Annotated in this window: 22 protein-coding genes; 6 read left to right on the top strand and 16 right to left on the bottom strand. The window is 50.2% G+C overall.

The genetic code is table 11. The annotated features are described in order from the left end of the window. Positions 1-23: 23 nt before the first annotated feature. The 5 genes from AC27IB_RS16495 to AC27IB_RS16475 all read right to left on the bottom strand — a co-directional run bounded on the left by AC27IB_RS16495 (position 24) and on the right by AC27IB_RS16475 (position 4,055). A complete protein-coding gene (locus tag AC27IB_RS16495; protein ID WP_487122282.1) occupies positions 24-317 on the bottom strand; it encodes a hypothetical protein in 294 nt (97 codons plus the stop codon). 200 nt (positions 318-517) lie between these two features. Next, positions 518-937 (bottom strand): VOC family protein, encoded by a 420-nt coding sequence (locus AC27IB_RS16490; protein ID WP_296050022.1) that lies wholly within the window; start codon positions 935-937, stop codon positions 518-520. A gap of 37 nt (positions 938-974) precedes the next feature. Continuing rightward, on the bottom strand, positions 975-2,357 hold the full coding sequence (locus AC27IB_RS16485) for an aldehyde dehydrogenase family protein (protein WP_296050018.1): 1,383 nt from the start codon (positions 2,355-2,357) through the stop codon (positions 975-977). A gap of 97 nt (positions 2,358-2,454) precedes the next feature. After that, positions 2,455-3,753, bottom strand: coding sequence for an adenylosuccinate synthase (locus AC27IB_RS16480; protein WP_296051675.1), 1,299 nt, complete (start codon positions 3,751-3,753; stop codon positions 2,455-2,457). 113 nt (positions 3,754-3,866) lie between these two features. Beyond that, positions 3,867-4,055: a DUF2065 domain-containing protein gene (locus tag AC27IB_RS16475; RefSeq protein WP_296051677.1), complete on the bottom strand. Its 189-nt coding sequence runs from the start codon at positions 4,053-4,055 to the stop codon at positions 3,867-3,869. Between the two features lie 107 nt (positions 4,056-4,162). Between AC27IB_RS16475 and AC27IB_RS16470 the strand changes: the two genes are divergently transcribed. Further along, positions 4,163-4,579: a hypothetical protein gene (locus tag AC27IB_RS16470; RefSeq protein ID WP_487122279.1), complete on the top strand. Its 417-nt coding sequence runs from the start codon at positions 4,163-4,165 to the stop codon at positions 4,577-4,579. A 12-nt stretch (positions 4,580-4,591) separates the two neighbouring features. On the opposite strand, the gene AC27IB_RS16465 is transcribed toward AC27IB_RS16470, so the two are convergent. Next, entirely contained in the window at positions 4,592-5,452 is an 861-nt protein-coding gene (locus tag AC27IB_RS16465) for a tetratricopeptide repeat protein (protein ID WP_487122277.1), read from the bottom strand. A 121-nt stretch (positions 5,453-5,573) separates the two neighbouring features. On the opposite strand from AC27IB_RS16465, the gene AC27IB_RS16460 reads away from it, so the two are divergent. Further along, on the top strand, positions 5,574-5,885 hold the full coding sequence (locus AC27IB_RS16460; RefSeq protein ID WP_296051684.1) for an Mpo1-like protein: 312 nt from the start codon (positions 5,574-5,576) through the stop codon (positions 5,883-5,885). Between the two features lie 25 nt (positions 5,886-5,910). Beyond that, entirely contained in the window at positions 5,911-7,971 is a 2,061-nt protein-coding gene (locus AC27IB_RS16455) for a S9 family peptidase (protein WP_487122275.1), read from the top strand. A gap of 33 nt (positions 7,972-8,004) precedes the next feature. Here the strand turns inward: AC27IB_RS16455 and AC27IB_RS16450 are convergent, their stop codons facing one another. The 5 genes from AC27IB_RS16450 to purE form a co-directional block, all read right to left on the bottom strand. Further along, positions 8,005-9,117, bottom strand: a complete 1,113-nt coding sequence (locus AC27IB_RS16450; protein ID WP_487122273.1) for a PQQ-dependent sugar dehydrogenase — start codon at positions 9,115-9,117, stop codon at positions 8,005-8,007. A 27-nt stretch (positions 9,118-9,144) separates the two neighbouring features. Beyond that, a complete protein-coding gene (locus AC27IB_RS16445) occupies positions 9,145-9,615 on the bottom strand; it encodes a Dps family protein (protein ID WP_296051708.1) in 471 nt (156 codons plus the stop codon). An 86-nt stretch (positions 9,616-9,701) separates the two neighbouring features. Further along, complete coding sequence (locus AC27IB_RS16440) at positions 9,702-10,181, bottom strand: copper chaperone PCu(A)C (protein WP_487122271.1); 480 nt, start codon at positions 10,179-10,181, stop codon at positions 9,702-9,704. Between the two features lie 63 nt (positions 10,182-10,244). Further along, on the bottom strand, positions 10,245-11,399 hold the full coding sequence (locus AC27IB_RS16435) for a 5-(carboxyamino)imidazole ribonucleotide synthase (RefSeq protein ID WP_487122269.1): 1,155 nt from the start codon (positions 11,397-11,399) through the stop codon (positions 10,245-10,247). A gap of 2 nt (positions 11,400-11,401) precedes the next feature. Continuing rightward, a complete protein-coding gene (gene purE / locus AC27IB_RS16430; RefSeq protein WP_296051696.1) occupies positions 11,402-11,887 on the bottom strand; it encodes a 5-(carboxyamino)imidazole ribonucleotide mutase in 486 nt (161 codons plus the stop codon). Between the two features lie 241 nt (positions 11,888-12,128). Between purE and AC27IB_RS16425 the strand changes: the two genes are divergently transcribed. After that, a complete protein-coding gene (locus tag AC27IB_RS16425; protein ID WP_296051699.1) occupies positions 12,129-13,013 on the top strand; it encodes a LysR family transcriptional regulator in 885 nt (294 codons plus the stop codon). On the opposite strand, the gene AC27IB_RS16420 is transcribed toward AC27IB_RS16425, so the two are convergent. The 5 genes from AC27IB_RS16420 to trxA form a co-directional block, all read right to left on the bottom strand. After that, complete coding sequence (locus AC27IB_RS16420; RefSeq protein ID WP_487122266.1) at positions 12,958-15,774, bottom strand: ATP-binding protein; 2,817 nt, start codon at positions 15,772-15,774, stop codon at positions 12,958-12,960. The genes AC27IB_RS16425 and AC27IB_RS16420 overlap by 56 nt on opposite strands. Positions 15,775-15,780: 6 nt before the next feature. Next, positions 15,781-17,079, bottom strand: coding sequence for an amidohydrolase (locus AC27IB_RS16415; protein ID WP_487122264.1), 1,299 nt, complete (start codon positions 17,077-17,079; stop codon positions 15,781-15,783). A gap of 107 nt (positions 17,080-17,186) precedes the next feature. Then, positions 17,187-18,452 (bottom strand): transcription termination factor Rho, encoded by a 1,266-nt coding sequence (gene rho / locus AC27IB_RS16410; protein WP_296051707.1) that lies wholly within the window; start codon positions 18,450-18,452, stop codon positions 17,187-17,189. Between the two features lie 202 nt (positions 18,453-18,654). Then, on the bottom strand, positions 18,655-19,989 hold the full coding sequence (gene trhP, locus AC27IB_RS16405; protein WP_296053639.1) for a prephenate-dependent tRNA uridine(34) hydroxylase TrhP: 1,335 nt from the start codon (positions 19,987-19,989) through the stop codon (positions 18,655-18,657). Between the two features lie 141 nt (positions 19,990-20,130). Further along, the gene (gene trxA, locus AC27IB_RS16400; protein WP_105936165.1) at positions 20,131-20,457 is read right to left on the bottom strand and encodes a thioredoxin TrxA; all 327 of its coding nucleotides are present in this window, start codon (positions 20,455-20,457) and stop codon (positions 20,131-20,133) included. A 99-nt stretch (positions 20,458-20,556) separates the two neighbouring features. On the opposite strand from trxA, the gene rhlB reads away from it, so the two are divergent. Further along, on the top strand, positions 20,557-21,828 hold the full coding sequence (gene rhlB, locus AC27IB_RS16395; protein WP_487122261.1) for an ATP-dependent RNA helicase RhlB: 1,272 nt from the start codon (positions 20,557-20,559) through the stop codon (positions 21,826-21,828). Between the two features lie 16 nt (positions 21,829-21,844). After that, positions 21,845-23,356, top strand: coding sequence for a Ppx/GppA phosphatase family protein (locus tag AC27IB_RS16390; RefSeq protein WP_487122259.1), 1,512 nt, complete (start codon positions 21,845-21,847; stop codon positions 23,354-23,356). Position 23,357: the final 1 nt, after the last annotated feature.

The raw sequence follows: 23,357 nt of genomic DNA, 5'->3' as shown, positions 1-23,357 counted from the left end.
AGCCTGAAGCCGGACGCTTCAGGCTATGACAAGGTAATGCCGGGTAAGCTGGAAGGCCAGTTGCCTGACAAAATAATGCCCAGAATGAGTAATATTAGCAGCCCCGTTGCCGCACAGGTAAAGCCGGTATGGGCCTTTTCCTGACGGAAAATTGCCCGCTCCCGCTCAACTTTTTTGGGATACTGACCAAGCGTCAGAATTTTACAAACCGGCCAGCCAATCACGTAACATAAACGCCAGAACACCAGCTCCGCGATAATAAAACCAAACCCTCTGAAAAACCCCTTACCTGCCTGGGCGACTACTTCTTCAATCACGATAAATCCTGTTGGTTATTATTGTTATGTATTCAGCACAGCCGGTATTCGATGGCTATTGCTAAGCTAATTTATCTGTTTTTAGCGGGGTAAATAGTGCCGACCGGCCCATTTAACACACTGTCGCTTTATTTAAATTATTACAAAACGCCATGATTAACAATAAGTTCGCATTGTAAGGCAACCATTCGCGGCATGCCTTAATCTGTCGCAAACAACTGATTAATATTTGCAAACGCCTTAAACTCCAGAGCGTTACCAGCCGGGTCCATAAAGAACATGGTCGCCTGTTCGCCCGCCTGCCCCTTAAAGCGCACGTAAGGTTTAATGACAAACTCTATGTTTGCTGCCGTTAATGTATCGGCCAGAGCCTGCCAGTCTGACATGCTCAGCACTACACCAAAATGCGGGACCGGCACGCTATGACCATCTACCGCATTATATTCAGGGGCTGACGGCATCGCTTTCACCAGGTGCGTCACCAGTTGATGGCCGCCTAAGTCCCAGTCAATCCACTGCGTATCGCTGCGACCTTGTTTACAGCCGAGTAAAGTCCCGTAAAATTCGCGGGCTTTATCAAGATCATCCACCGGGATTGCTAAATGAAACGGTTGAGGCATGACGATACGGCTCCTTTCGTCGTTAATAGTAAAGACATTACAGCAATTTTTTCAGTAAGAAACGTTTGCGCGCACTGGAGGGTGCGTACCGGATAGCGACATCAAACCAGAAACTGCGCTTCATCACACTTTTCTGATGGCTAAAGGTGTCGAAGCCAAACTTCCCGTGATAACGACCCATGCCGCTATTGCCCACGCCGCCAAACGGCAATTGTGGGTTAGCCATAAACATCATTGTGTCGTTAAGGCACACGCTACCGGCACTGACCTCGTCTACAAACTGCTGTTGAGTAGCTTGTGACTCACTGAATAAATAGGCCGCCAGGGGTTTATGCCGGCGCTTGATAAAATTAATCGCCTCACTGACACTGCTCACTTCAATCACCGGTAAAACCGGCCCGAAAATCTCTTCCTGCATGACCGGAGTATCGATATCCGGATTCAGGATCACGGTGGGAGCCAGTTTCATCCGGGCTTCATCCACCTGCCCGCCAATCACAATTTCATGGCCTTCGGTATAATGTTTTAAGCGCATCAGGTGACGCTCGTTTACAATGCGCCCATAGTCCTTACTTTGCAATGGCTGAGAACCAAACTGGCGGGTAATTTCTTTGCCGAGCAGCTCAACCAGTTCATTGGCACAGCTGCGTTCAACCAAAACATAATCCGGTGCGATGCAGGTTTGACCGGCATTGGTCCATTTTCCCCACACAATTCGACGAGCAGTAGTGGCAATATCGGTATTGCCGTCCACCACACAAGGGCTTTTGCCCCCCAACTCCAGAGTCACGGGCGTAAGATGGCGGGCGGCCGCTTCCATGACAATTTTACCGACCACTTCACCGCCGGTATAAAAGATATGGTCAAAGGGCAAGGACAACAATTCACTGGCAGTGTCCTTGCCTCCCTCGACAACAGCTACCGCATCGCCGTCCAGATACTTCGGGATCAGGCTGGCCATCAGAGCGGAGCTCGCTGGCGACAACTCAGAGGGTTTAAGTAGCGCGCAATTACCTGCTGCCAGTGCGGCAATATAGGGGGCTAACGTTAACTGCACCGGATAATTCCAGGCCCCGATAATCAATACGGTACCGAGCGGCTCTGGTTGCAGGGTGCTGCGAGCCGGCTGTGCCAACAACGGCGTACTGACTTTTTGGGCTTTCATCCATTGTCGTAAGTGTTTCTTAGTGTGCTGTATATCACTAAGCAGAAAACCAATCTCCGTGGTAAACGCTTCCGCTTCGCTTTTACCCAGATCGGCATTGAGCGCTTTAACAAACGCGGCTTCATTCTCGCTCAGCATACGATGTAAGGCTTCCAGCTGGGCCTTTCGCCAGGCATAGGTTTTGGTTTTGCCCAGCACAAAGGATTGCTGTAAGCGCTCAAATACTGACTCGATTGCGCCCGGTTCAATACTCACTAAAACAACTCCCACAGGTACGATGACCTCATACTAGCACTATTTTGCGGCAATAAAAAAACCCCGCATAAGCGGGGTTTTTAACGGCAAAGTGGTTTTACGCGTCGTAAGGGTGACGCATAACAATTGTTTCGTTGCGGTCCGGACCGGTAGAGATAATATCCACGGGTACGCCGGTGATCACTTCAAGTCGGGCAATGTAGTCTTTGGCCGCCTGAGGCAGCGACTCATAGTCGGTCACACCAAAAGTATTATCGCTCCAACCAGGCATTTCTTCATACACAGGCGTGATCAGATCATAGCCGTCAGCAGCCATTGGCGGAACATCTTTAACGTTACCGTCTTTATCTTTGTAACCCACGCAAATTTGCAGCGTTTCAAGGCCATCCAGAACGTCAAGCTTGGTCAGACAGAAGCCGGTGATTGAATTGATTTGTACCGCGCGCTTCATTGCCACCGCGTCAAACCAGCCAGTGCGTCGCTTACGACCGGTAGTCGCACCAAACTCATGTCCTTTAACACCCAGGTGTTCGCCTACGGCATCATCCAGCTCAGTAGGGAATGGGCCGGAACCAACACGGGTTGTATAAGCTTTTACAATGCCCAGAACATAGTCCAGGTTCAGCGGACCAAAGCCTGCACCCGTTGCTACCCCACCTACCGTAGTATTAGATGACGTAACGTAAGGGTAGGTACCGTGATCGATATCCAGCAACGTGCCCTGAGCGCCTTCAAACATAATAGGCAGACCGGCTTTCTGGGCTTTATCCAGTTCGTCGGTTACATCAACCACCATTGCACGCAGAATATCGGCCACCGCCATGGCATCGGCCAGGGTTTTGTCGAAATCAACCGGCTCTTCGCCGTAGTACTGAGTTAACGTGAAGTTATGGATATCCAGCACTTCTTTTAACTTCGCGGCAAAATCTTCGGCGTTGAACAAATCACCAACGCGTAAACCACGACGGGAAACTTTATCTTCGTAAGCCGGACCAATACCGCGACCGGTAGTACCGATGGCCTTGGCGCCACGGGCCTTTTCGCGAGCGACATCCAACGCTACGTGGTAAGGCAGAATAAGCGGACAGGCTTCACTGATTTTCAAACGTTCACGCACCGGTACACCGCGTTCTTCCAGCATGCCGACTTCGGTCATTAATGCTTCCGGACTCAATACCACACCGTTACCAATAATACAGGTAACGTTGTCACGCAGAATGCCGGATGGGATGAGATGAAGAACGGTTTTTTCGCCGTCGATTACCAGTGTGTGACCTGCATTGTGTCCGCCCTGATAGCGAACTACATACTTTGCACGGTCAGTAAGCAGATCTACTACTTTACCTTTTCCCTCGTCACCCCATTGGGTGCCAAGGACCACAATATTTTTAGCCATGAGTCGAGTATGTTAAAAAATTAGGCGTGGATTCTATCAAAATTAGGGCCACTGGATCATCTGTTTTATGCACAAATATTCAGCTGACCAGTGAATATTTGGCTTGTTCGGCGCTAATTTACTATAAAGTATAAACAAACTGAGCCAATCACCACCAAAGTGCCACCTATTTGACGTAACTGGCCAGGCTCTGATTCAGCCACTTGCCGGATATACTGCCGCCAGCGATTTGGAATGAGTAACGGACCAAGCCCCTCAATAATCAGTACCATCGCCAGAGCTGCCCAAAACCAATTTGGCATAGTTGTCCCAAAAATGCGTGAAATTGTCCCGCACTATAGCAAATTATTCATCGCTTGCTACGCAGGGCAGGCTATAATTAAGTACAACATTCCACTAAGCACAGAACATGCTATTTCCCAACCTCGGTCAGTACAGCCTGACTGTTTCTAATGACATACTGGAAGTCTATGCCACCGGAGCGTGGGATGTGGGTATGGCAAAAATGCTGAATGATGAAATGGCGCCTCTGGCCAGACAGTTCGAACAACGAGCATGGGCAGCCATTATTGATTGCCGGCGCTGGGTAATGAGTACACCGGAGTGTCAGGGGATCGTGCGCGAAGGTATTTTCGATAATATCCGCAACGGCTTGAAAAGGGCAGCCTATGTGGTGGATACCAACCACATTAAACATGCTCAGTTAGAGCGTACTCATCCGCAGATGAAATCGGATGACCAGATTTTAAAAGCCTATAAGCGTGAGTACTTCACTAACTACCTGAATGCAATTAAATGGCTCAGGGATGAAGGGTATCACCCCTGAACGCAACCGCAATTAGTACATCAGGCTGTAGACTTTACGGCGATAACCCGACTTGAGTGAATCGCCATCCGGCAACGCTTTGATAATATCCAGGATAAGCTTTTTCGCTTCGCCAAACCCGAAGTCTTTCAACAACACGCCATAGAGCAACTCCAGCGCTTCTTCAAAACGCTGTACCTGATAAAGCGCCACCGCTAAATCAACTTTGACCTGCAAATCATCCGGATTGGCTTCTGCCTGCTCCTGTAACGCACGAATCTCCGGCGTGTCGGCGGCCTGCTCGGCAAGCTCTACTTTGCCCTGCAGAGTATGATAACGCTGATCCTGATCCACCAGCTTAATCGCTGCTAACAATTCCTTGGCAGCCGGCACCGCGCCCGTTTCAATCAGACAGTCAATGTACAGGTATTTACTGTCAATATTGTCCGGGTTAATTTCATAGGCCTGTTTGGCCATCGGGAAAGCACCGCTGTAATCACCGCCAGCAATAAGTTCTGCTGCTTTGGCCAAAAATTCATCTTCCGGGCTGGGCAGGTACTTGCCAAGCATGGCTCGAATTTCAATTTCTGGCTGCATACCGGCAAAGCCGTCTACCGGCTGGGCATCTTTCACTACCATTACAGTAGGCAGATTACGAATGCCGAACTGAGCCGCCACCTGCTGCTCCCGCTCACAGTCGACACGAGCGAGTAACAAGGTTTCCGGGTAATCGCCGGCAATTTTTTCGAGCATCGGCGATAACTCTTTGCAAGGCTCGTAGCCTTCGGCCCAAAAGTCGATTAATACGATTTTTTCTTTGGAGACCTCCAGAATAATCTGCTGAAAGTTCTCTACCGTTAAATCCACGATGTTGTTCGACATCAATTGCTGCATGCTTATTTCGCCTGTTTACTTTCGTTCTGTTGTGCTTGTGTATATGGGCGCGCTGCCCCTAATTACAAGTCCGGATAACACAAATGCTACACTATCACTGACAAATTACTAAGGCGATATGATGACAACAACAAAACGCTTTGCCTCATTCAGGGATTTTTACCCCTATTATCTGAGTGAACATCAGAATGTCACCTGCCGACGGCTGCATTTTGTCGGCTCAACCCTGGTACTCGCCCTGCTGGTATTGAGTTTATTTACCGGCCAGTTAATGCTGTTATGGTTAGTCCCGTTCGCCGGCTATGGCTTTGCCTGGTTAGGTCACTTTAAGTTTGAGCACAACAAACCCGCAACCTTTCGTTATCCGTTGTATAGCTTAATGGGTGACTGGGTAATGTATAAAGATATCCTGCTTGGCAGGATTAAATTCTGACGACAGTAAGTAAGGAAAAATAATAATGAACAATACCGTAAAAGCTCTGGCGGCCAGCATTGCGCTGGGCTTGTCTGCCATGGCCGCGGCCGACACCAGCGCGCCAGCCACCTTTGATTACAAGGACGTATTTGCTCTGGAGTATGCCGCATCACCAGTGTTTACGCCTGACAGTAAACACATCATTTACGAACGTCGCAGCAACGACATAATGAACGACCGTATGCATCTCAGTTTATGGCGGGTAGATGTAAAAAGCGGCCAGCATCGCCCGCTGATAGCTGAGCATGCCAGTGTACGCAGCCCGGTGTTATCGCCCGACGGCACCAAGCTTGCGTACCTCTCGGACCGCTCAGGCTCACAACAACTTTATGTTCGCTACCTGGACAGCGGCGAAGACGCGCTGTTAACCAATACCAGCTTCGCGCCCGGCAACGTGGTCTGGGCACCAGACGGCAATTCACTGGCTTTTACCCAGTTTACGCCAAAGTCTGATAAGCCTTTATTCAGCGGCATGCCCGCCAAACCCGCCAATGCCCAGTGGGCAGAAACCGGCAGGTTTATCGAAGACCTCAACTACCGCTCTGATGGTGCGGGCTATGTACCGGGCGGCTTTAATCAAATCTATCTGCTGCCCGTGGAAGGCGGTACGCCACGTCAGCTTACCTTTACCGAGTATCCGCTCAATGGTGATCTGAGTTTCTCTAACGATGGCAAACAGTTGTTCTTCTCGACGAATCCCAGTGACAACTACGCCATGGAAGTGATGAGCAGTGATATTTACGCACTGGACATTGCCACCGGTGAGTTAAGTCAAACCACCAGCCTGGAAGGCCCGGAAAGCAATCCGCAGTTGAGTCCTGACGGCAAATATCTGGCATTTAAACACACCACGGATCGTAAACTGAGTTTTCAGAGCAGTGATTTATGGGTGATGCGGAGGAAAGACGGCAAGCTGACTAACCTTACCGAATCCTTTGATCGTACCACCGGACAATTTGACTGGGGCGATGACAGTGATGAGCTGTTCGTCAGCTTTCAGGATGCTGGCCAGACTAAAGTCGCCAGGGTTGAACTCGATGGCGATATGGATAAGCTCAGCATTACCTTAAGCGGACAATCCCTGGGGCGTCCTTATACCTCTGGCGAATTTGCCGTAGCAGACAATGGCGCACTGGCTTTTGTCAGTTCTGATGGCACGACCCCGGCAGATTTGTACGTGCGCGAAAGCCGCGGCAAAGTAAGACAGTTGACCACACTCAATGAGGACGTGCTCGGTCATCTTGCGATCCCGGCCATAGAGGCCATGACAGTTACCTCAACCGTGGATGAACGCCCGATTGAAGCCTGGATGGTGACGCCGCCTGATTTTGACCCCAGCAAAAAATACCCGCTCATTCTGGAAATTCATGGCGGACCTCACACCGCCTACGGCGCCAATTTCAGTGCCGAGATACAACTCATGGCTGCCAAAGGTTATGTGGTGGTCTGGTCAAATCCCCGCGGCAGTACCTCTTACGGTGAGGACTTTGCTAACCTCATTCACCACAATTATCCGTCTGAAGACTATAACGATTTGATGGATGTGGTAGACGGCGTTATCGGCAAGGGCTTTATTGATACCAACAACCTGTTCATTACCGGTGGTTCCGGCGGCGGCGTACTCACCGCATGGTCGGTAGGTAAAACCGATCGCTTCGCGGCTGCCGTGGTTGCCAAGCCGGTTATTAACTGGATGAGCTTTGCCTTAACGGCCGATGCTTATCCATACTTCACCCAGTACTGGATGCCTGGCATGCCCTGGGAAATTCCGGAGCATCTGTGGGCCCACTCCCCGCTGTCACTGGTTGGCAATGTAACGACTCCTACCATGCTGCTAACCGGAGAGTCTGACTACCGTACACCTATCAGTGAATCGGAGCAGTTTTATCAGGCACTTAAATTACGCGGTGTGGAGACAGCTATGTTAAGGCTACCGGGAGCGTCCCACGGTATTGCTTCCAAGCCTTCACGGCTGATTCAGAAAGTGGGCAATATTCTGGCCTGGTTTGAACGGTATCGCACCGAGCCAGAAACTGCGAAATAGTAAGCAAAAGGGCTACTTCGGTAGCCCTTATTATTAGTTGGCGGGTGATAATTGCAGTAACTTGCCGTTACTGTCATCGGTCAGCAGGTAAATCAAACCGTTCGGACCCACTTCAACGTCTCTGATCCGCTCATTGCGATCGCGCAGGTATTCGGTTTGCGATTCAACTTCCCCGGCCTCACTAAAACGGATGCGGCGCAGGTGGCGAAACTTCAAAGCGCCAACCAGCAAATCGCCCTGCCAGTCTTTAAACACTTCTGAAGCGTAAAACGTCATGCCACTGGGTGCTATGGATGGATCCCAGTAGAGCACCGGTTGTTCCATACCCGGCTGCGCAGTTTTATCAGAAATGATACTGCCGTTGTAATCAATACCATAGGTAATCACCGGCCAGCCGTAATTCTTACCGGCCTTAATCAGGTTTACCTCATCGCCGCCTTTGGGGCCGTGTTCCATAGCCCAGATTTCCCCGGTTTCAGGATGAACGGTTAACCCCTGTACATTGCGGTGACCGTAGCTGAAGATTTCCGCCGCATCACCATCGACAAACGGATTGTCTGCCGGCACATCACCATTGCGCTTAATACGTACAATTTTACCAAAATGATTATCGGTATTCTGAGCTTCTTTCATGTACTTGTAGCGGTCGCCCAGGGTAACAAACAAATGCTCGTCATTGTCGAAAGCCAGCCGGCAGCCGAAGTGAAACCCATTATCGACCACTGAGTCTGCGACAAAAATATCTTTCACATTGGTCAGGCTGGTGCCATTCAGGGTGGCACTGGCAACGCTTGAGCTGCTGCCGCCTTCGGTTGGCCGCGAATAACAAAAATACACGGTCTGATTATTGGCAAAATCCGGGTCGGCGGTAATGTCCAGCAGGCCGCCCTGATTGTCCGCCGCCACCGCTGGTACGCCACTGATAGGCTTACTGAGCCCGGTGGCAAAATTGAACTGCCGAATTTGGCCGCTACGTTCGGTGATCAGCATATCGCCGGACGGAAGAAAGGTCATCCCCCAGGGATGGTCCAGTCCGGTAGCTAATTCATTTACTTTCAGTGTTTCTGTCGCCTGGCTGCTAAACGCAACAGCACCGGCCAAAGCCAGTGCTGTTAACGTCGCAACCTTATGTTGAGGTCGCTTCATAGTCGTCTCTTGTTGTTTTAAAAAATGTTATTGCACCATCGCACGTAACATCCAGGCTGTTTTTTCGTGGACTCTCATGCGGTCAGATATTAATGCCGCCGACGATTCATCATCCGCCTGTTGGGCCAGTTTCAACGCTTCACGAGAGGTCTTCACGACCTGTTCATGAGCATGAGTGAGTAAACGGACCATTTCGCTGGCTTCCGGCACGCCTTCCACCTCTTCGATAGCACTCAACTCAGCAAATGCTTTATAAGTACCGGGCGCGGCAATCCCCAGTGTACGGATACGCTCGGCAATGTCATCTACCGCCACCGCGAGTTCAGTATAATGCTCTTCAAACATCAGGTGTAATTCGCGGAATTGCGGGCCGGTAACATTCCAGTGGAAATTGTGGGTTTGCAGATACAAGGTGTAGGAATCTGCCAGTAATTTCTTTAATCCATGGGCTACTGCTTCGCGATCTGCTTGTGCAATACCGATATCAATCTTGCTCATCATAAACTCCTTGGTTTATTCCAACTGTGTTATTAATAGCAATAATGCACTGATTTGGATTACATTACGTTTACAGCGACCCGCTCTCAGTGATGGTGATGGCCACCCTGACCACCTTCTGCACCAACACCAATTTCCACCGTTTTGGTGGTTGCGTCAGCAAAATGCAGCGTCAGGCTAAACTTATTGCCTTTTTCCAGGGGATTAACCAGCCCCATAAGCATTACATGGTAGCCGCCCGGTTTAAATTCAACCATGGCGCCGGGCTCAATATCGATGCCAGCGGTTACTTGTCGCATCTTCATCATATCCCCTTCCATCACTGTAGTATGAATTTGCGCTTCACCGGCAATCTCGTCAGCAACGCTAACACTGGTTAAGGTAAGAGCACTATCTCCATGATTCATCACGGTAAGGTAAACTGCAGCGGTCGTCGCCATGGCGAAGGTCGCCCGGGCGCTGGCATTGTGTACCATTGCATCATGCTCCATGCTCGCCGTCGCGGGGAACGTCAGTTGCAGCGTCAGGGCCAACACAAGGCTTTGCCAGTAACGGTTAATAGTCATTGTCACTCCACTTTCTTTTGCGCAAAAAAAGACCCCACTTGGTGTGAGGTCGTGTAGTCTGTTTTAGCTTTCTGACGCCAGCCGACTGGCTTCTTCTGCCAGGCAGGGAAAGTGCGCCAGTGAAAGATACTCACTGAGGCTTAAAAGCTTACTGCCCAGTTCAGCGTAATTCGACGCGGTTACGTTAATATGCCCCATCTTACGCTTTTGACGCACGGTTTTTCCATACCAGTGAAAATGCACGCCCGGCACACCTAACAGTGCCATATTATGATTGTCGCAACCAATGATATTGATCATAGCGCTCACCGCGGCTTCACCACCGGTATTACAGGCAAGGCCCAGGGGTAAATCGAGCACCGCCCGTAAGTGATTTTCAAACTGACTGGTGGGTGAGCCGGCCTGACTCCAGTGTCCTGAATTATGTACTCGCGGGGCCAGTTCGTTAACCAGCAGTTCATCGCCACACTGAAATAACTCAACCGCCAGGACGCCGACATAGTCCATGCCATTTACCAGCTTGGTAAAAATGTCTCTGGCCTTTTCGTTTAGCGCGGCGCTGCTGGCAATCGCTGGCGCAACAGAAACATGCAGTTGCCCTTCGTGATGAAGGTTTTCGGCCAGTGGATAAACCACCACCTGACCACTTTTACTGCGCGCACCAATCAGCGACACTTCACGGTCGAAGTTGAGCATTTGCTCGACCACCAAAGGCACTTTTTTCAGATCCAGCTCGGCTAGCTGAGACTTCAGTGCCGGTAACTCACTGGCAGCCTTCAAGCGCCACTGGCCGTAGCCGTCATAACCGTCACGACTGGCTTTGATAATCAGCCGCTCACCAAGCTTATCGACACAGCTGTCGAGTTGCGCAAGGTCATCCACTACCTGATAGGGGCAATTAGGAATTGCCAGACCACTGAGTAATGCTTTTTCACGTACCCGGTCTGCACCCACTAAAATTGCGTCGATACCCGGATACAACTTACCCGAGGCCTGCGCTTGTTCAAGAAGGGGTTCGGGCACATGCTCAAACTCAACGGTAAGTGCATCAGCCAGCTCAATGGCCTGCTCAAGGGTACACTCAAGCGGTAGTTTACTGACCGGGTGTACCACAGTGTTGTTATTGACATCCACCGCCATGACATTGATGCCCAGCGCCGCGCCATCAAGATACATCATTTGTGCCAGTTGTCCGGCACCGTATACCAGCACCTGCATGGTTACAGCTCCAGTTTACCGTTAGCTAACACCGTTTCGGTTTGTTGTTTACGGAAGGCAATAATCGCTTCCCTGACCGCCGGGTCTTGTAAAGCAACAACCTGCGCCGCCAGCAAACCCGCGTTTGCAGCACCGGCTTCACCAATGGCCAGTGTTCCTACGGCAACGCCCTTGGGCATCTGGACAATTGATAATAACGAGTCCAGACCATTTAATGCCTTGGACTTGACCGGGCAGCCGAACACTGGCAAATGCGTGTGGGCGGCAATCATGCCTGGCAGATGGGCTGCTCCGCCGGCACCGGCAATAATTGCGCAAAAACCATTTTGCTCTGCCTGCTCGGCAAATTCGACTAACAGATTAGGAGTGCGGTGTGCCGAGACAACCTGAGCCTCAAATTCAACACCAAATTGTTTGAGCATTACTGCCGCGTTTTGCATGGTGGGCCAATCCGAAGTCGACCCCATTACAATTGCGATTTTCGCCATTTTGCCGTCCTCACAGACTTTGCGTTTACTAACCCGCTTAACTCGTGGTTGAGCAGCGCTTGAAAAGCGGCCGATATTAGCTCATTTTACCTCGTTTGCCCATAGAAAGCGTCTATTTGTGGTCAATTGCAAAGTGTCTGTAAACGGAAATTTCCCCGCTTTCAACGCAAGCAGCCGATTATAGATAGAGATAAATGAGTTTTTAGTATATTTTTACACAAATGCTTTTATGGGATGCTTTATGAATACATTGACGTTCAGACTACTCGAAGTTTTTCAGCAAGTTGTTGATTGCGGATCGGTGACTGCGGCCTCTAATGCGCTGCAACTTTCTCAACCCACCGTTTCGCTTCAGCTTAAAAAACTAAATACTATTATTGGTTTACCGCTTATTGAGCACTTTCAGGGCAGCGTGCAACTCACTGAAGCCGGCGCCGCCGTTTACCGCTGTGCCCAGGAAATTCTGTCTTCGCAAGATAAGCTAAAGAGTCAGATAAGTGCGCTGCAAGGCGTAGAAGTCGGCTCCCTGAAACTTGCGGTGGTGACTACGGCCAAATATATTATCCCGCCAATGCTCAGTCCTTTTTGCAAAGAGCACCCCAATATCGACGTCCGCTTTACCGTGGGCAACCGCGAACAGATTGCCGAACGTCTTATGCAAAACCGCGATGATTTGTATATCTTCACCTACCCGCCTGAAGATGAAGATTTGGTTTGCGAGCCGTTTTTGATCAATCCGCTGGTCGTCATAGCGCCGGCGGACTACGATGGCCCGGATAATTGTAGTTTAACTGAACTGCAAAACGCCAAGTTCCTGCTCAGGGAAAAAGGCAGTGGCACCCGCCGGACACTGGATGAGTACTGTGACAAGCATGATGTCTCGCTGCGTAACAATATGGTCATAGAAAGTAACGAAGCAATTCGGCTGGCAGTCTCTGCCGGTCTGGGGCTGGCGGTTATATCACAGCATACACTCGACCAGTCCGCTGCCGACAGTGTAAAAGTACTGAAGATTAAAGACTTCCCGATTCAAAGCACCTGGCAGGTAGTGACTAACCGACGTCGCCCAATCAGCTTGTCGGCCCAGGCTTTTCGTCAGTCTTTGCTTGATAACCGACGTATTTAATCAGCATTTTAAGTAAGCTGGTGCGCCGCACCGGCTTGCTTAAATAATCATTCATGCCGGCACTCAGACAGGCCTTACGATCATCTTCGAAGGCATTGGCAGTCAGGGCAATAATTGGCACCGTTGACTTCTCACCCGGCAGGTCTCGAATAGCGCGGGTCGCTGAGAAGCCATCCATTACCGGCATCTGACAATCCATCAGCACCAGATCAAAATCGATTTTAGGCAGAATCTTAACCGCAGCGCCGCCATCTCTGGCCCGTATACATTTCACTCCGGCATCCTTGAGCATATCGAGAATAATCTCAGCATTAATATCATTATCTTCAACCACCAGAATTTTTAGCCCGGGAGGCAGCGTTACTTCCGATTCCTCTGGGGCCTCAGTAATCTGATTAGCCGCTGGCAAGGGTAGCCTGACGATAAACTCACTGCCTTTCTGGCGTTCACTGTCCAGCGCAATCGTGCCCCCCATTAACTCAATCAGCTTGCTGGTAATAGACAGTCCAAGGCCGGTGCCACTGAACTGACGTGAGCTTGAGGCGTCGGCCTGCACAAACTGATCAAAAATGGTTTGCTGCTCAGTCTTGTCGATACCTATACCAGAATCCCTCACCGCCAGAATCAGCGTGCCATCATGATATGACACCTGGATCACTACGCCACCGATAGCGGTAAATTTCACGGCGTTACTGAGCAGGTTATTCAATACCTGGCTGATTTTCCCGGCATCACCAAGCAAATAAGGCGGTATGTTGTTCCCCCAGTCGACTGCCAGACTCAGCTGCTTACGGCTGGCTGCCTGTCGATGAATTTCGGCACAGGCCTGAATAACCTGTTGGCCTGAAAAGGGGTGACGGGTCATTTTCATTTTACCCGCTTCAATTTTCGACCAGTCGAGTATGCTGTCGAGAATCAACAGCAGGTTGTTAGCAGACTGCACTATTACCTGAATTCGCCGGCTGACTTCATCAGGTAAAGGCCGTTCCAACAGGTTTTCACAGGTGCCGAGAATGCCATTCATCGGCGTGCGGATTTCATGGGACATGTTGGCCAGAAACTGTGATTTGGATACGTTTGCCGCCTCCGCCTGAGACAAGGCCTGAATCAACGAGGCGGTTTTTTCCTCAACCCTTTCGGTGAGGGTGAGATTAAGTTTTTCCAGCTCTTCATTCAGTGTGCGCTGACGCTGACGTGAGGTAGAAAGCTCGTTAAATGCACTCACCAACCGCTCACCCAGTTCGCTGAACTCTATTGCCAGGCCCGATATCTCTTTCAATTGCAAACGGTTGTGACTGAAGGACTGAATAGGAACCGGCGATTCCGGCGAGTAACCGGCGAAGGTTTTCATCAGTTCCCGGATTGGCCGGGCAAAGATCTGAGCAACCCGTCCTCCCACAACCACGCCCACCAGCCCCAGGGCAAGCAACAGGAACAGTGCCCAACGCACATAGTCAGTGCTCATGGTCATGTAGCTGCTGTTCTCAAACAACATAGTCACTGTCCAGCCCAAAATGGGATCCCGCGACTGTGCGATAAACCAGTCGCGGTTTAACGCGGGTTGCCGTGAAAAGCAGATCTCCTGAAGACAGGCGGGTAATTCAGGCTGCTGTAACGCTTCGAGCCTGAGTTCCGGCGAGGCGTACACTACCTTACCTGCCTCATCGCGATAAATAGTCCAGAATCCGGGCAAATTACGGCTGTCATACTCAATAAAGCTACTCAGGTTAAGCGACCCTTCCAGTATCCCTCTCAGGTTGCCCTCACCGTCATACAAGGGGCTCGCAATAGCGACTATCGGGTCGTTACCAAACCCGCGCCCCTGAAACGCCTGGGACACAAAGGTCGCTTCCGTCTTCATGGCCTGAACGAAGTATTCCCGTTCCGTCACAATAGCCTGGTTCAGCCGCCTGGCCCGGCTCAGTAAATTCGTCGGATAAGAATGTGTGATTGCACCTTTTTCATTAGCAATTAAAAAGGTCAGAAACTCAGGGAATTCCTGGGCCAGATTAGTCAGCGTTTCCGCCGCAATAGCAGACAGAGGCGCGCCGTGTTTTTGCGCAATGGCCATAGATTTGGCGGTGTTACTGATAGCGCCGGCGTGGCCGTCGAGGAAGCGACTTAACTCAGTACTCATGACCTGCGCACGCTGTGTCATATAAGACGTTAACTGCTGTGCCTGCTGTCGTTGCAATTGCCCGACATGCACATAGGTCATAATCAGCACCACAAAGAAAAACAGCGAGGCAAACATATAGCGGAATAAAGTTTCCACATTAAAACGGAGTTCGTTGCCTGCAGGCAGGTAACGCAGCAAGGTAAGAAACAGCAAATGACCAAACAAGCAGGAAAAAATACCGCTCAGCCAGGTTATTGAGTACGCGGTGAATGCCATGGTGGGTGAGGCACTGTGAGTTGCATAAGCAAACACAATATAAATGGGCAGGATCAGTCCGCTCCACCAGCCAATTCCCAGCTTGAGCGGGCTCAGCACATCTTCTTTACTGGACAGCGCGTTTACCAGCAAGGGTTGCACGGCCAGAAAGACGATCATCAGCGGATCGTTGCCATGCACCAGCAGGGTGGCATAAACAACCGTGGTGACTAGCAGCGTAAGTTGAAAGGAAAATAACAGGGCTGCGGCAATGGCAAAGCCACCACCAAAAAACACCACGCCACCGCTTTCCAGTGGCGCAGGGAGCAGATTAACGACCACTCCGGCCAGTGTCAGAGCTAATGCCTGCAACAACCTGTTTTCCATAGCTGATTATTCTGCGTTAGCATCCATATAATCGAGCGTCAGGTTGGTCAGTACCCGCACGCCCAATTTCATGCCCGCATCATCCACGTAGAACTCCGGGGTGTGGTGGGCAGGCGAGTCTTCAACCGGCACATCCAGAGGTTTACCGCCCAGCCACATAAATAACCCCGGCACTTTTTCCTGATAAAAAGAAAAGTCTTCAGCACCGGTAACGGGTTTGGCAAGAATCGTATTTTGCTTGCCTGCCGTGCGTTCGACGGTAGGAAGCATTTGCGCGGTTAACGCCGGGTCGTTAAAGGTGATCGGGTAATTGTAATCGAGCGGTAAAGTCAGATCAGCCGTTGCTCCCATGCTGTCGGCAATCCCTTTTACCTTGCGAGCCATGGCTTCATAAACGTGTTCACGGGCGGCATGGTTAAGGGTGCGTATGGTCCCCACCAGCTCTACCTTATTAGGGATAATATTAGACCGGTTGCCACCGTGAATTGAGCCAATCGTGACCACCGCTGCATCATCGATAATTTTGAGTTCGCGGCTTACGATGGTTTGCAGCGACATAATCATTTGCGCAGCAGTGGTAATGGGATCCACACTTTTCCAGGGATACGCACCATGGGCCTGTTTGCCGTGGATAACAATTTTAAACGGATCGACCGCAGCCATAGTACCGCCGGGATTATAGCTGACAGTACCAATATCATTGTTGGCGCTGATATGCAGACCGAAGATCACGTCGACATCCGGGCTTTTTAACACCCCCTCCTGAACCATGACTTCCGCCCCGCCCTTCTCACCGGCTGGCGCGCCCTCTTCCGCTGGCTGGAAAATAAACTTCACTTTGCCATGCAGTTTGTCCTTCATGGAGGTCAGCACCGACGCAGCCCCCATCAGCATGGCCATATGGGTGTCGTGACCACAGGCATGCATTACCGGTACATCGTTCCCGTTGTATTCTCCTCGCTGGGTTGACCGCCAGGCCAGGTCATTTTCTTCAGGTACCGGCAGACCATCCATATCGGCTCGTAACGCCACCACCGGTCCCGGTCGCCCGCTGTCCAGAATGGCGACCACGCCCGTTTTAGCAACACCGGTTTGAACGTCCAGATCGAGCGTGCGCAGATACTTTGCAACATATTCAGCGGTATTAAATTCGCGATTGGATAACTCTGGATATTGATGCAAATGATGACGCCAGCTTATGACCTCACCTTCGATTTCATTGGCTAACCTGTCCACTTCATTGGACTGGGCAAACACGGACAGTGAAAAAAGAGGGACCAGGGCAGCAAGGACGACTCGACGCATAATATTATCCATATAATTACAATAACTTTACACTACCCCGTCTGCTCAGAAATCACAAAAAAAAACCGCTGTCAGACAGCGGTTTTTAGAACAATATAAACTAATGATTAACTTCTTTGGCGCTTCATCGCATCGAAGAACTCATCATTGGTCTTAGTCATGGAGAGTTTATTGATAAGAAATTCCATGGCATCAATCTCTGACATTTCATGGACAATCTTACGCAGGATCCACATTTTCTGCAGTTCATCCTGGCCGGTCAGCAATTCTTCACGACGGGTACCTGAACGGTTAAAGTCGATGGCCGGGAAGACCCGTTTTTCAGCAATCTTACGATTCAGGTGTAATTCCATATTACCGGTACCTTTAAACTCTTCGTAGATCACTTCATCCATCTTAGAGCCAGTATCGATAAGCGCTGTCGCAATAATGGTTAAGCTTCCGCCTTCCTCAACATTACGAGCAGCACCAAAGAACCGCTTAGGCTTATGCAAGGCGTTGGCATCCACACCACCAGTCAGAACCTTGCCTGACGACGGGATAACCGTGTTGTAAGCACGAGCCAGACGGGTAATGGAATCCAGCAGGATAACCACGTCTTTTTTATGCTCAACCAAACGTTTGGCTTTCTCGATGACCATTTCAGCCACTTGTACGTGACGACTGGCTGGCTCATCAAACGTTGAGGCAACCACTTCACCCCGCACCAGACGGTGCATCTCGGTAACTTCTTCAGGTCGCTCGTCTATCAGCAATACCATCAGTTCACATTCGGGATGATTCGCCGCGATGGACTGAGCAATATTCTGCAGCAGTAACGTTTTACCGGCTTTAGGCGGCGCCACAATAAGACCACGCTGACCGCGGCCAATGGGCGATGCCAGATCCAGCACCCGGGCAGTAATATCTTCAGATGAACCATTACCGCGTTCCATACGCAAACGTGAGTTAGCGTGCAGTGGGGTAAGGTTTTCAAAAAGGATTTTATTACGGGAGTTTTCTGGCTTATCGAAGTTAACTTCGCGAATCTTCAGCAGCGCGAAATAGCGCTCGCTGTCTTTCGGCGGGCGAATTTTCCCGGCGATTGTGTCACCCGTACGCAGGTTAAAGCGTCTGATCTGGCTGGGTGAAACATAAATATCATCTGGCCCCGCAAGGTAAGAAGAGTCAGCAGAGCGCAGGAAGCCGAAGCCGTCCTGGAGGATTTCCAGTACGCCATCGCCAAAAATGTCTTCGCCACTTTTTGCGTGGGATTTCAGAATCGAGAAAATAATGTCTTGTTTTCTCGCCCGGGCCATGTTTTCGAGGCCCATTTCTTCGGCAAGTGCGACCAATTCACTGATTGGCTTATTCTTAAGTTCCGTTAGATTCATACTGGTGGGTCTTTGTGCTTGAACGTCTTTTAGGGAAATTCGTTAATTAATAAGAATAGTGCTTGAGCCCGGAGGCGGGCTTGTAAGGATGCTAGGTAAGCCTAGACTCAGTAAAGGTAGCACCATATTTTACTATCGTCCAGACTAAATCCTGCAAATGTTAAAAAAAGATTGCGAAACACTGAACCTCATCGCTGTGTGCCTAAGCCGGCAGGGCTTGTGGCTGCTCAATGCATCTTAACAACATGGCCATGTCCGGCGAAAACCCGGCTACTGCCGGCACTTTCACTTTATAACCGCTGCCCGGCGCCACCAACAACGCTTCGCCTTGCTGAGAAAGCAGTGTATCGAGGGTAATTTCAGTATTGCCGGCGGGCGTCATCACTTCCAGCTTGTCATTCACGCTGAAGCGGTTTTTCACTTCTACATACCACCAGTCTTTATCGCCGTGAGTCACTTCACCAACTAATTGACGCGTGTCACTGGCGGAGTTACCCCGCGAATACTGCTGATAATCTTCATGGTTATGACGCTGCAGGAAGCCATCTGTGTAGCCGCGGTTGGCAAGATGTTCCAATTCCAGGAACCAATCGGCGTCAAAAGCCTCTCCCCGGCAGGCCGCATCAATGGCTTTACGATAAACTTGTGCGGTGCGCGCGCAGTAATAAAACGACTTGGTGCGTCCTTCAATTTTCAGCGAGTCCACGCCGATTCCGACAAGACGCTGAACATGCTGAATAGCGCGCAGGTCCCGCGAGTTCATAATATAGGTACCATGTTCATCTTCAAACGCCGGCATGGGCTCATCCGGGCGCTGTGGCTCGGTCAGTAAAAACGCCTGATCGGTTGGCGTTCCCCTACCCAGGGTTGGTTCAATGGCATCACGGGACGGAATAAACTGGCCTACGTCGTTATCACTGGCCGGTTCTGCGGTGTATTCCCAGCGGCAGGAGTTGGTACAGGCCCCCTGATTGGGGTCACGCTTGTTTATGTAGCCGGATAATAAGCAGCGCCCGGAATATGCCATACACAACGCACCGTGAACGAATACCTCCAGTTCAATGTCCGGACACTGCTGGCGAATTTCTTCTATTTCGTTCAGGCCCAATTCGCGGGACAGAATAACCCGCTTAATCCCCTGCTGTTGCCAGAATTTTACCGCTGCCCAGTTGACCGCATTGGCCTGCACTGACAGATGAATTGGTAAATCCGGGTAATGCTCCCGGGTTAGCATAATGATGCCCGGGTCAGACATGATCATGGCATCAGGTTGCAACGCGGCAACTGGCGCAAGATCCTTTACAAAGGTTTTCAGTTTACTGTTATGCGGCGCGATATTATTAACGATGTAAAACTGTTTGTGATGCGCGCTGGTGTAATCTCTGGCTTCCTGCAATTTCGCCAGGGTAAATTCGTTATTGCGCACTCGTAATGAATAACGGGGCTGACCGGCATAAACCGCATCGGCGCCATAATGAAGTGCGTATCTAAGGTTTTTCATCGACCCGGCGGGTGACAGTAATTCAGGTTTTTGCATGGCGTTAAAGTAACCGGTTTAAAATAGCGCCGAAGGTTAACCAGTCGACGCCCTGAAGATCTTAACCGAGATCAAAAAAAGCGTATTTCAGACCCAAAAAAACCGGCCTCAGCCGGTTTTTTCAGTCCGATAGTCAGCGTATCAGATGTTTTCGTTCAAAAACTCAGTCAGCTGTGCTTTTGACAGTGCACCTACTTTGGTAGCTGCAACATTACCGCCTTTAAACAGCAGCAACGTAGGGATACCACGGATACCGTATTTCGGCGGAGTTTCATTATTTTCATCGACATTCAGCTTGCCAACTGTTAACTTTCCTTCAAAGTCGGTTGCGACCTCTTCCAGAATAGGGGCAATCATTTTACACGGGCCACACCATTCAGCCCAGAAGTCAACCAGCACAGGACCTTCAGCATTGATAACATCTGCTTCGAACTTATCGTCAGTCAACTGGATAATTTTGTCGCTCATTCTTTTCTCCGTAATTGGTCTGTCGCTGAATTGTTCAGCTCTACCATAAGTGTTATATAGAAACTGTTTTTTAATGCAAGCACTGATAAGCTATAAGCTATGCAAACAACTCATTTAACCGAAACACATTTTTCCGATTTACCCATCAATGCCAAAGTCATTGATGCCTTAAATGCTGCAAATTATACGCATTGTACACCAATTCAGGCGCTAAGCTTACCTCCTTTATTAGAAGGTAATGACATAGCTGGCCAGGCCCAAACCGGAACCGGTAAAACCATGGCATTTCTGGTCGCAACTTTCCACCACATTTTAAGTCAGGATAAAAAACCTGATGGTGAGAAAGCCGGACCTAAAGCTATTATCATGGCGCCTACACGGGAACTTGCCGTACAAATTTACAATGATGCTGAACTGCTCAGTAAGCATACAGGGCTTTCACTTGCACTCATTTATGGGGGCGAAGGGTATCAAAGTCAACGCGAAACTTTGCAGGATGGGGTAGATATCGTTATTGGTACGACGGGCCGCATTCTTGACTATTACAAGCAAGGCGTGTTCACCCTGAAAGATATTCAGGTCGCCGTACTTGATGAAGCTGACCGTATGTTTGACCTTGGTTTCATTAAAGATATCCGCTTTTTATTCCGCCGTATGCCGCCCGCTACCGAACGTTTAAGCATGCTGTTTTCAGCGACCTTGAGCTATCGGGTTCAGGAGCTGGCCTACGAGCATATGGACAATCCGACCCATGTGCAGGTGGAAGCGCAACAGATGACTGCCAGCCGCGTTTCAGAAGAATTATTTTATCCGTCTGACGACGATAAAATAAAGCTACTGTTAACCCTGATGGAAGAAGAATGGCCGGAAAAAGCCATTGTTTTTGCCAACACCAAACATGGCTGTGAACGCGTTGCCGACTGGCTGGAAGCCGATGGGCACCGGGTCGGGCTGTTAAGCGGTGATGTACCACAGAAGAAACGCCTGGGTATTTTAGAAGACTTTACCGGTGGCAAACTGGATATTCTGGTTGCAACGGACGTTGCCGCCCGAGGCCTGCACATTGAAGCCGTTAGTCACGTATTCAACTATGATTTACCTGACGATCCGGAAGATTACGTGCACCGCATTGGTCGGACTGGCCGGGCGGGTAAAAGCGGTGTGGCAATCAGTTTCGCCTGTGAGAAATACGCGTTAAATTTACCCGGTATTGAGAGCTATATTCAGCACGCCATTCCGGTGACCGAGTATGTACAGGATGCCCTGCTCGATGACGTAAAAGCGCCTAAGCCGCGTCAACGCCGTCAGAATCGACGCCCGTCGACACGTCGTAATGGATCAGGCAAACGCCCACAGCATAAAAAGAGTTAATGTCGCAGTAAACGTTATGCAGCCACAAACCGATTTCGACGCCGAGACACTCGGCGAATACTATGCCGCCGTAGACCTCGGGTCGAACAGTTTTCATATGGTGGTAGTGCACGTTGCCAATGGCAGCGTTCAAATTATCGGTAAGATAAAGCAAAAGGTACGCCTAGCCGCTGGTCTGGACAAAGACATGGTCCTCAGTGAAGAGGCCATGCAACGAGGCTGGGATTGCCTGCAGACGTTTGCTGAACGATTACAGGACATACCGGCCTCTAACATTCGTGTAGTGGCTACGGCCACGTTACGCCTGGCGGTAAATGCTCAAAGCTTCATCGATAAAGCGGAAAAGATCCTGCAGCACCAGCTCGATGTTATTCCCGGCGAAGAAGAAGCCCGGCAGATTTACCTTGGCGTAGCCTATACCTCGGCAAATCAGGGGAACTCCCTGGTGATTGATATTGGCGGCGCCAGCACCGAGATCATTATCGGTAACGATATGCAGCCGATTCATATGGTCAGTCTCGACATGGGTTGCGTGACCTTTATGGAGCGTTACTTCCTGGATGGCGAGCTTTCCGAAGCTAACTTTGAGCGCGCAAAAGAAGCCGCCGATGCGCTTTTAGAGCCGGCCGTTGACGCATTTTTGTGTTTTGACTGGCAAAACTGTCTTGGCGCCTCCGGTACCCCGCAAGCGATTACCGAAATACTGGTAAAACAGGGGATCAGCGATGCCATTCGGATTGATTATCTTTACAACCTCAAACAGCAGTGTATTGACTGTGGCAATATCAAAGACCTGGTGATTGATGGCCTTGAGCCTAACCGGCAGCCCATTTTCCCCAGTGGCCTGACGATTCTGCTGGCGTTATTTGAGCGATTGAAAATCCGCACGATGAATATCTCCGGCGGCGCGCTCCGCGAGGGGCTGATTTACGGCATGCTGGATAATCTCAAGCATAATGATCGCCGTACCCAGACACTTAACACGGCCATCCGCCGCTATCACATTGATAAACCCCATGCGACCAACGTTAAGCAACTGGCTATCAATCTGTGTAAACAGCTTTGCCAGCAATCAACGTTCTGCCATCTGGACACCGAAACAGTTCTTGATGCTGCTGCCATGCTGCATGAGATTGGTTTACACATAGAATATAAAAAGCACCACGAGCATGGTGCCTATATTCTCAACTACATCGATTTACCCGGTTATACCCGTTTGCAACGCGCGGCTATCAGAGACCTCGTTGGCACACACCGCCAGGCTATTGATTTAAAGCCCTTTGCGCTTTATCACGAAGACGTAAAGCCTATGCTGGAGGGTTTATTGCGCATCCTGCGTATCGCTGTGGTGGTCTGCCTGCGCCGTCATCAGCAGCATATTCCGGCTATTGAGCTTAAAGCAGATGGGCTGGACTGGACGCTGACCTTTCCGGAAAAATGGCTGAAACAACACCCGCTGATCAACGCTGAACTGGTTAATGAAGCCTGGTTACAGCATAAAGCAGGCTGGCACCTTACCTGTCAGTAGG

The sequence above is a fragment of the Alteromonas sp. 4NH20-0104 genome (assembly GCF_057547795.1).
Note: the sequence above shows the minus strand (reverse complement) of the source record. Positions and strands in the feature narration are given on the sequence as shown.

Coding starts and splice junctions, on each gene's coding strand:
- AC27IB_RS16490 (WP_296050022.1), bottom strand. CDS start 937: ATGCCTCAACCGTTTCATTTAGCAATCCCGGTGGATGATCTTGATAAA.
- AC27IB_RS16480 (WP_296051675.1), bottom strand. CDS start 3,753: ATGGCTAAAAATATTGTGGTCCTTGGCACCCAATGGGGTGACGAGGGA.
- AC27IB_RS16475 (WP_296051677.1), bottom strand. CDS start 4,055: ATGCCAAATTGGTTTTGGGCAGCTCTGGCGATGGTACTGATTATTGAG.
- AC27IB_RS16470 (WP_487122279.1), top strand. CDS start 4,163: ATGCTATTTCCCAACCTCGGTCAGTACAGCCTGACTGTTTCTAATGAC.
- AC27IB_RS16465 (WP_487122277.1), bottom strand. CDS start 5,452: ATGCAGCAATTGATGTCGAACAACATCGTGGATTTAACGGTAGAGAAC.
- AC27IB_RS16460 (WP_296051684.1), top strand. CDS start 5,574: ATGACAACAACAAAACGCTTTGCCTCATTCAGGGATTTTTACCCCTAT.
- AC27IB_RS16455 (WP_487122275.1), top strand. CDS start 5,911: ATGAACAATACCGTAAAAGCTCTGGCGGCCAGCATTGCGCTGGGCTTG.
- AC27IB_RS16450 (WP_487122273.1), bottom strand. CDS start 9,117: ATGAAGCGACCTCAACATAAGGTTGCGACGTTAACAGCACTGGCTTTG.
- AC27IB_RS16445 (WP_296051708.1), bottom strand. CDS start 9,615: ATGAGCAAGATTGATATCGGTATTGCACAAGCAGATCGCGAAGCAGTA.
- AC27IB_RS16440 (WP_487122271.1), bottom strand. CDS start 10,181: ATGACTATTAACCGTTACTGGCAAAGCCTTGTGTTGGCCCTGACGCTG.
- AC27IB_RS16435 (WP_487122269.1), bottom strand. CDS start 11,399: ATGCAGGTGCTGGTATACGGTGCCGGACAACTGGCACAAATGATGTAT.
- purE (WP_296051696.1), bottom strand. CDS start 11,887: ATGGCGAAAATCGCAATTGTAATGGGGTCGACTTCGGATTGGCCCACC.
- AC27IB_RS16425 (WP_296051699.1), top strand. CDS start 12,129: ATGAATACATTGACGTTCAGACTACTCGAAGTTTTTCAGCAAGTTGTT.
- AC27IB_RS16420 (WP_487122266.1), bottom strand. CDS start 15,774: ATGGAAAACAGGTTGTTGCAGGCATTAGCTCTGACACTGGCCGGAGTG.
- AC27IB_RS16415 (WP_487122264.1), bottom strand. CDS start 17,079: ATGCGTCGAGTCGTCCTTGCTGCCCTGGTCCCTCTTTTTTCACTGTCC.
- rho (WP_296051707.1), bottom strand. CDS start 18,452: ATGAATCTAACGGAACTTAAGAATAAGCCAATCAGTGAATTGGTCGCA.
- trhP (WP_296053639.1), bottom strand. CDS start 19,989: ATGCAAAAACCTGAATTACTGTCACCCGCCGGGTCGATGAAAAACCTT.
- trxA (WP_105936165.1), bottom strand. CDS start 20,457: ATGAGCGACAAAATTATCCAGTTGACTGACGATAAGTTCGAAGCAGAT.
- rhlB (WP_487122261.1), top strand. CDS start 20,557: ATGCAAACAACTCATTTAACCGAAACACATTTTTCCGATTTACCCATC.
- AC27IB_RS16390 (WP_487122259.1), top strand. CDS start 21,845: ATGCAGCCACAAACCGATTTCGACGCCGAGACACTCGGCGAATACTAT.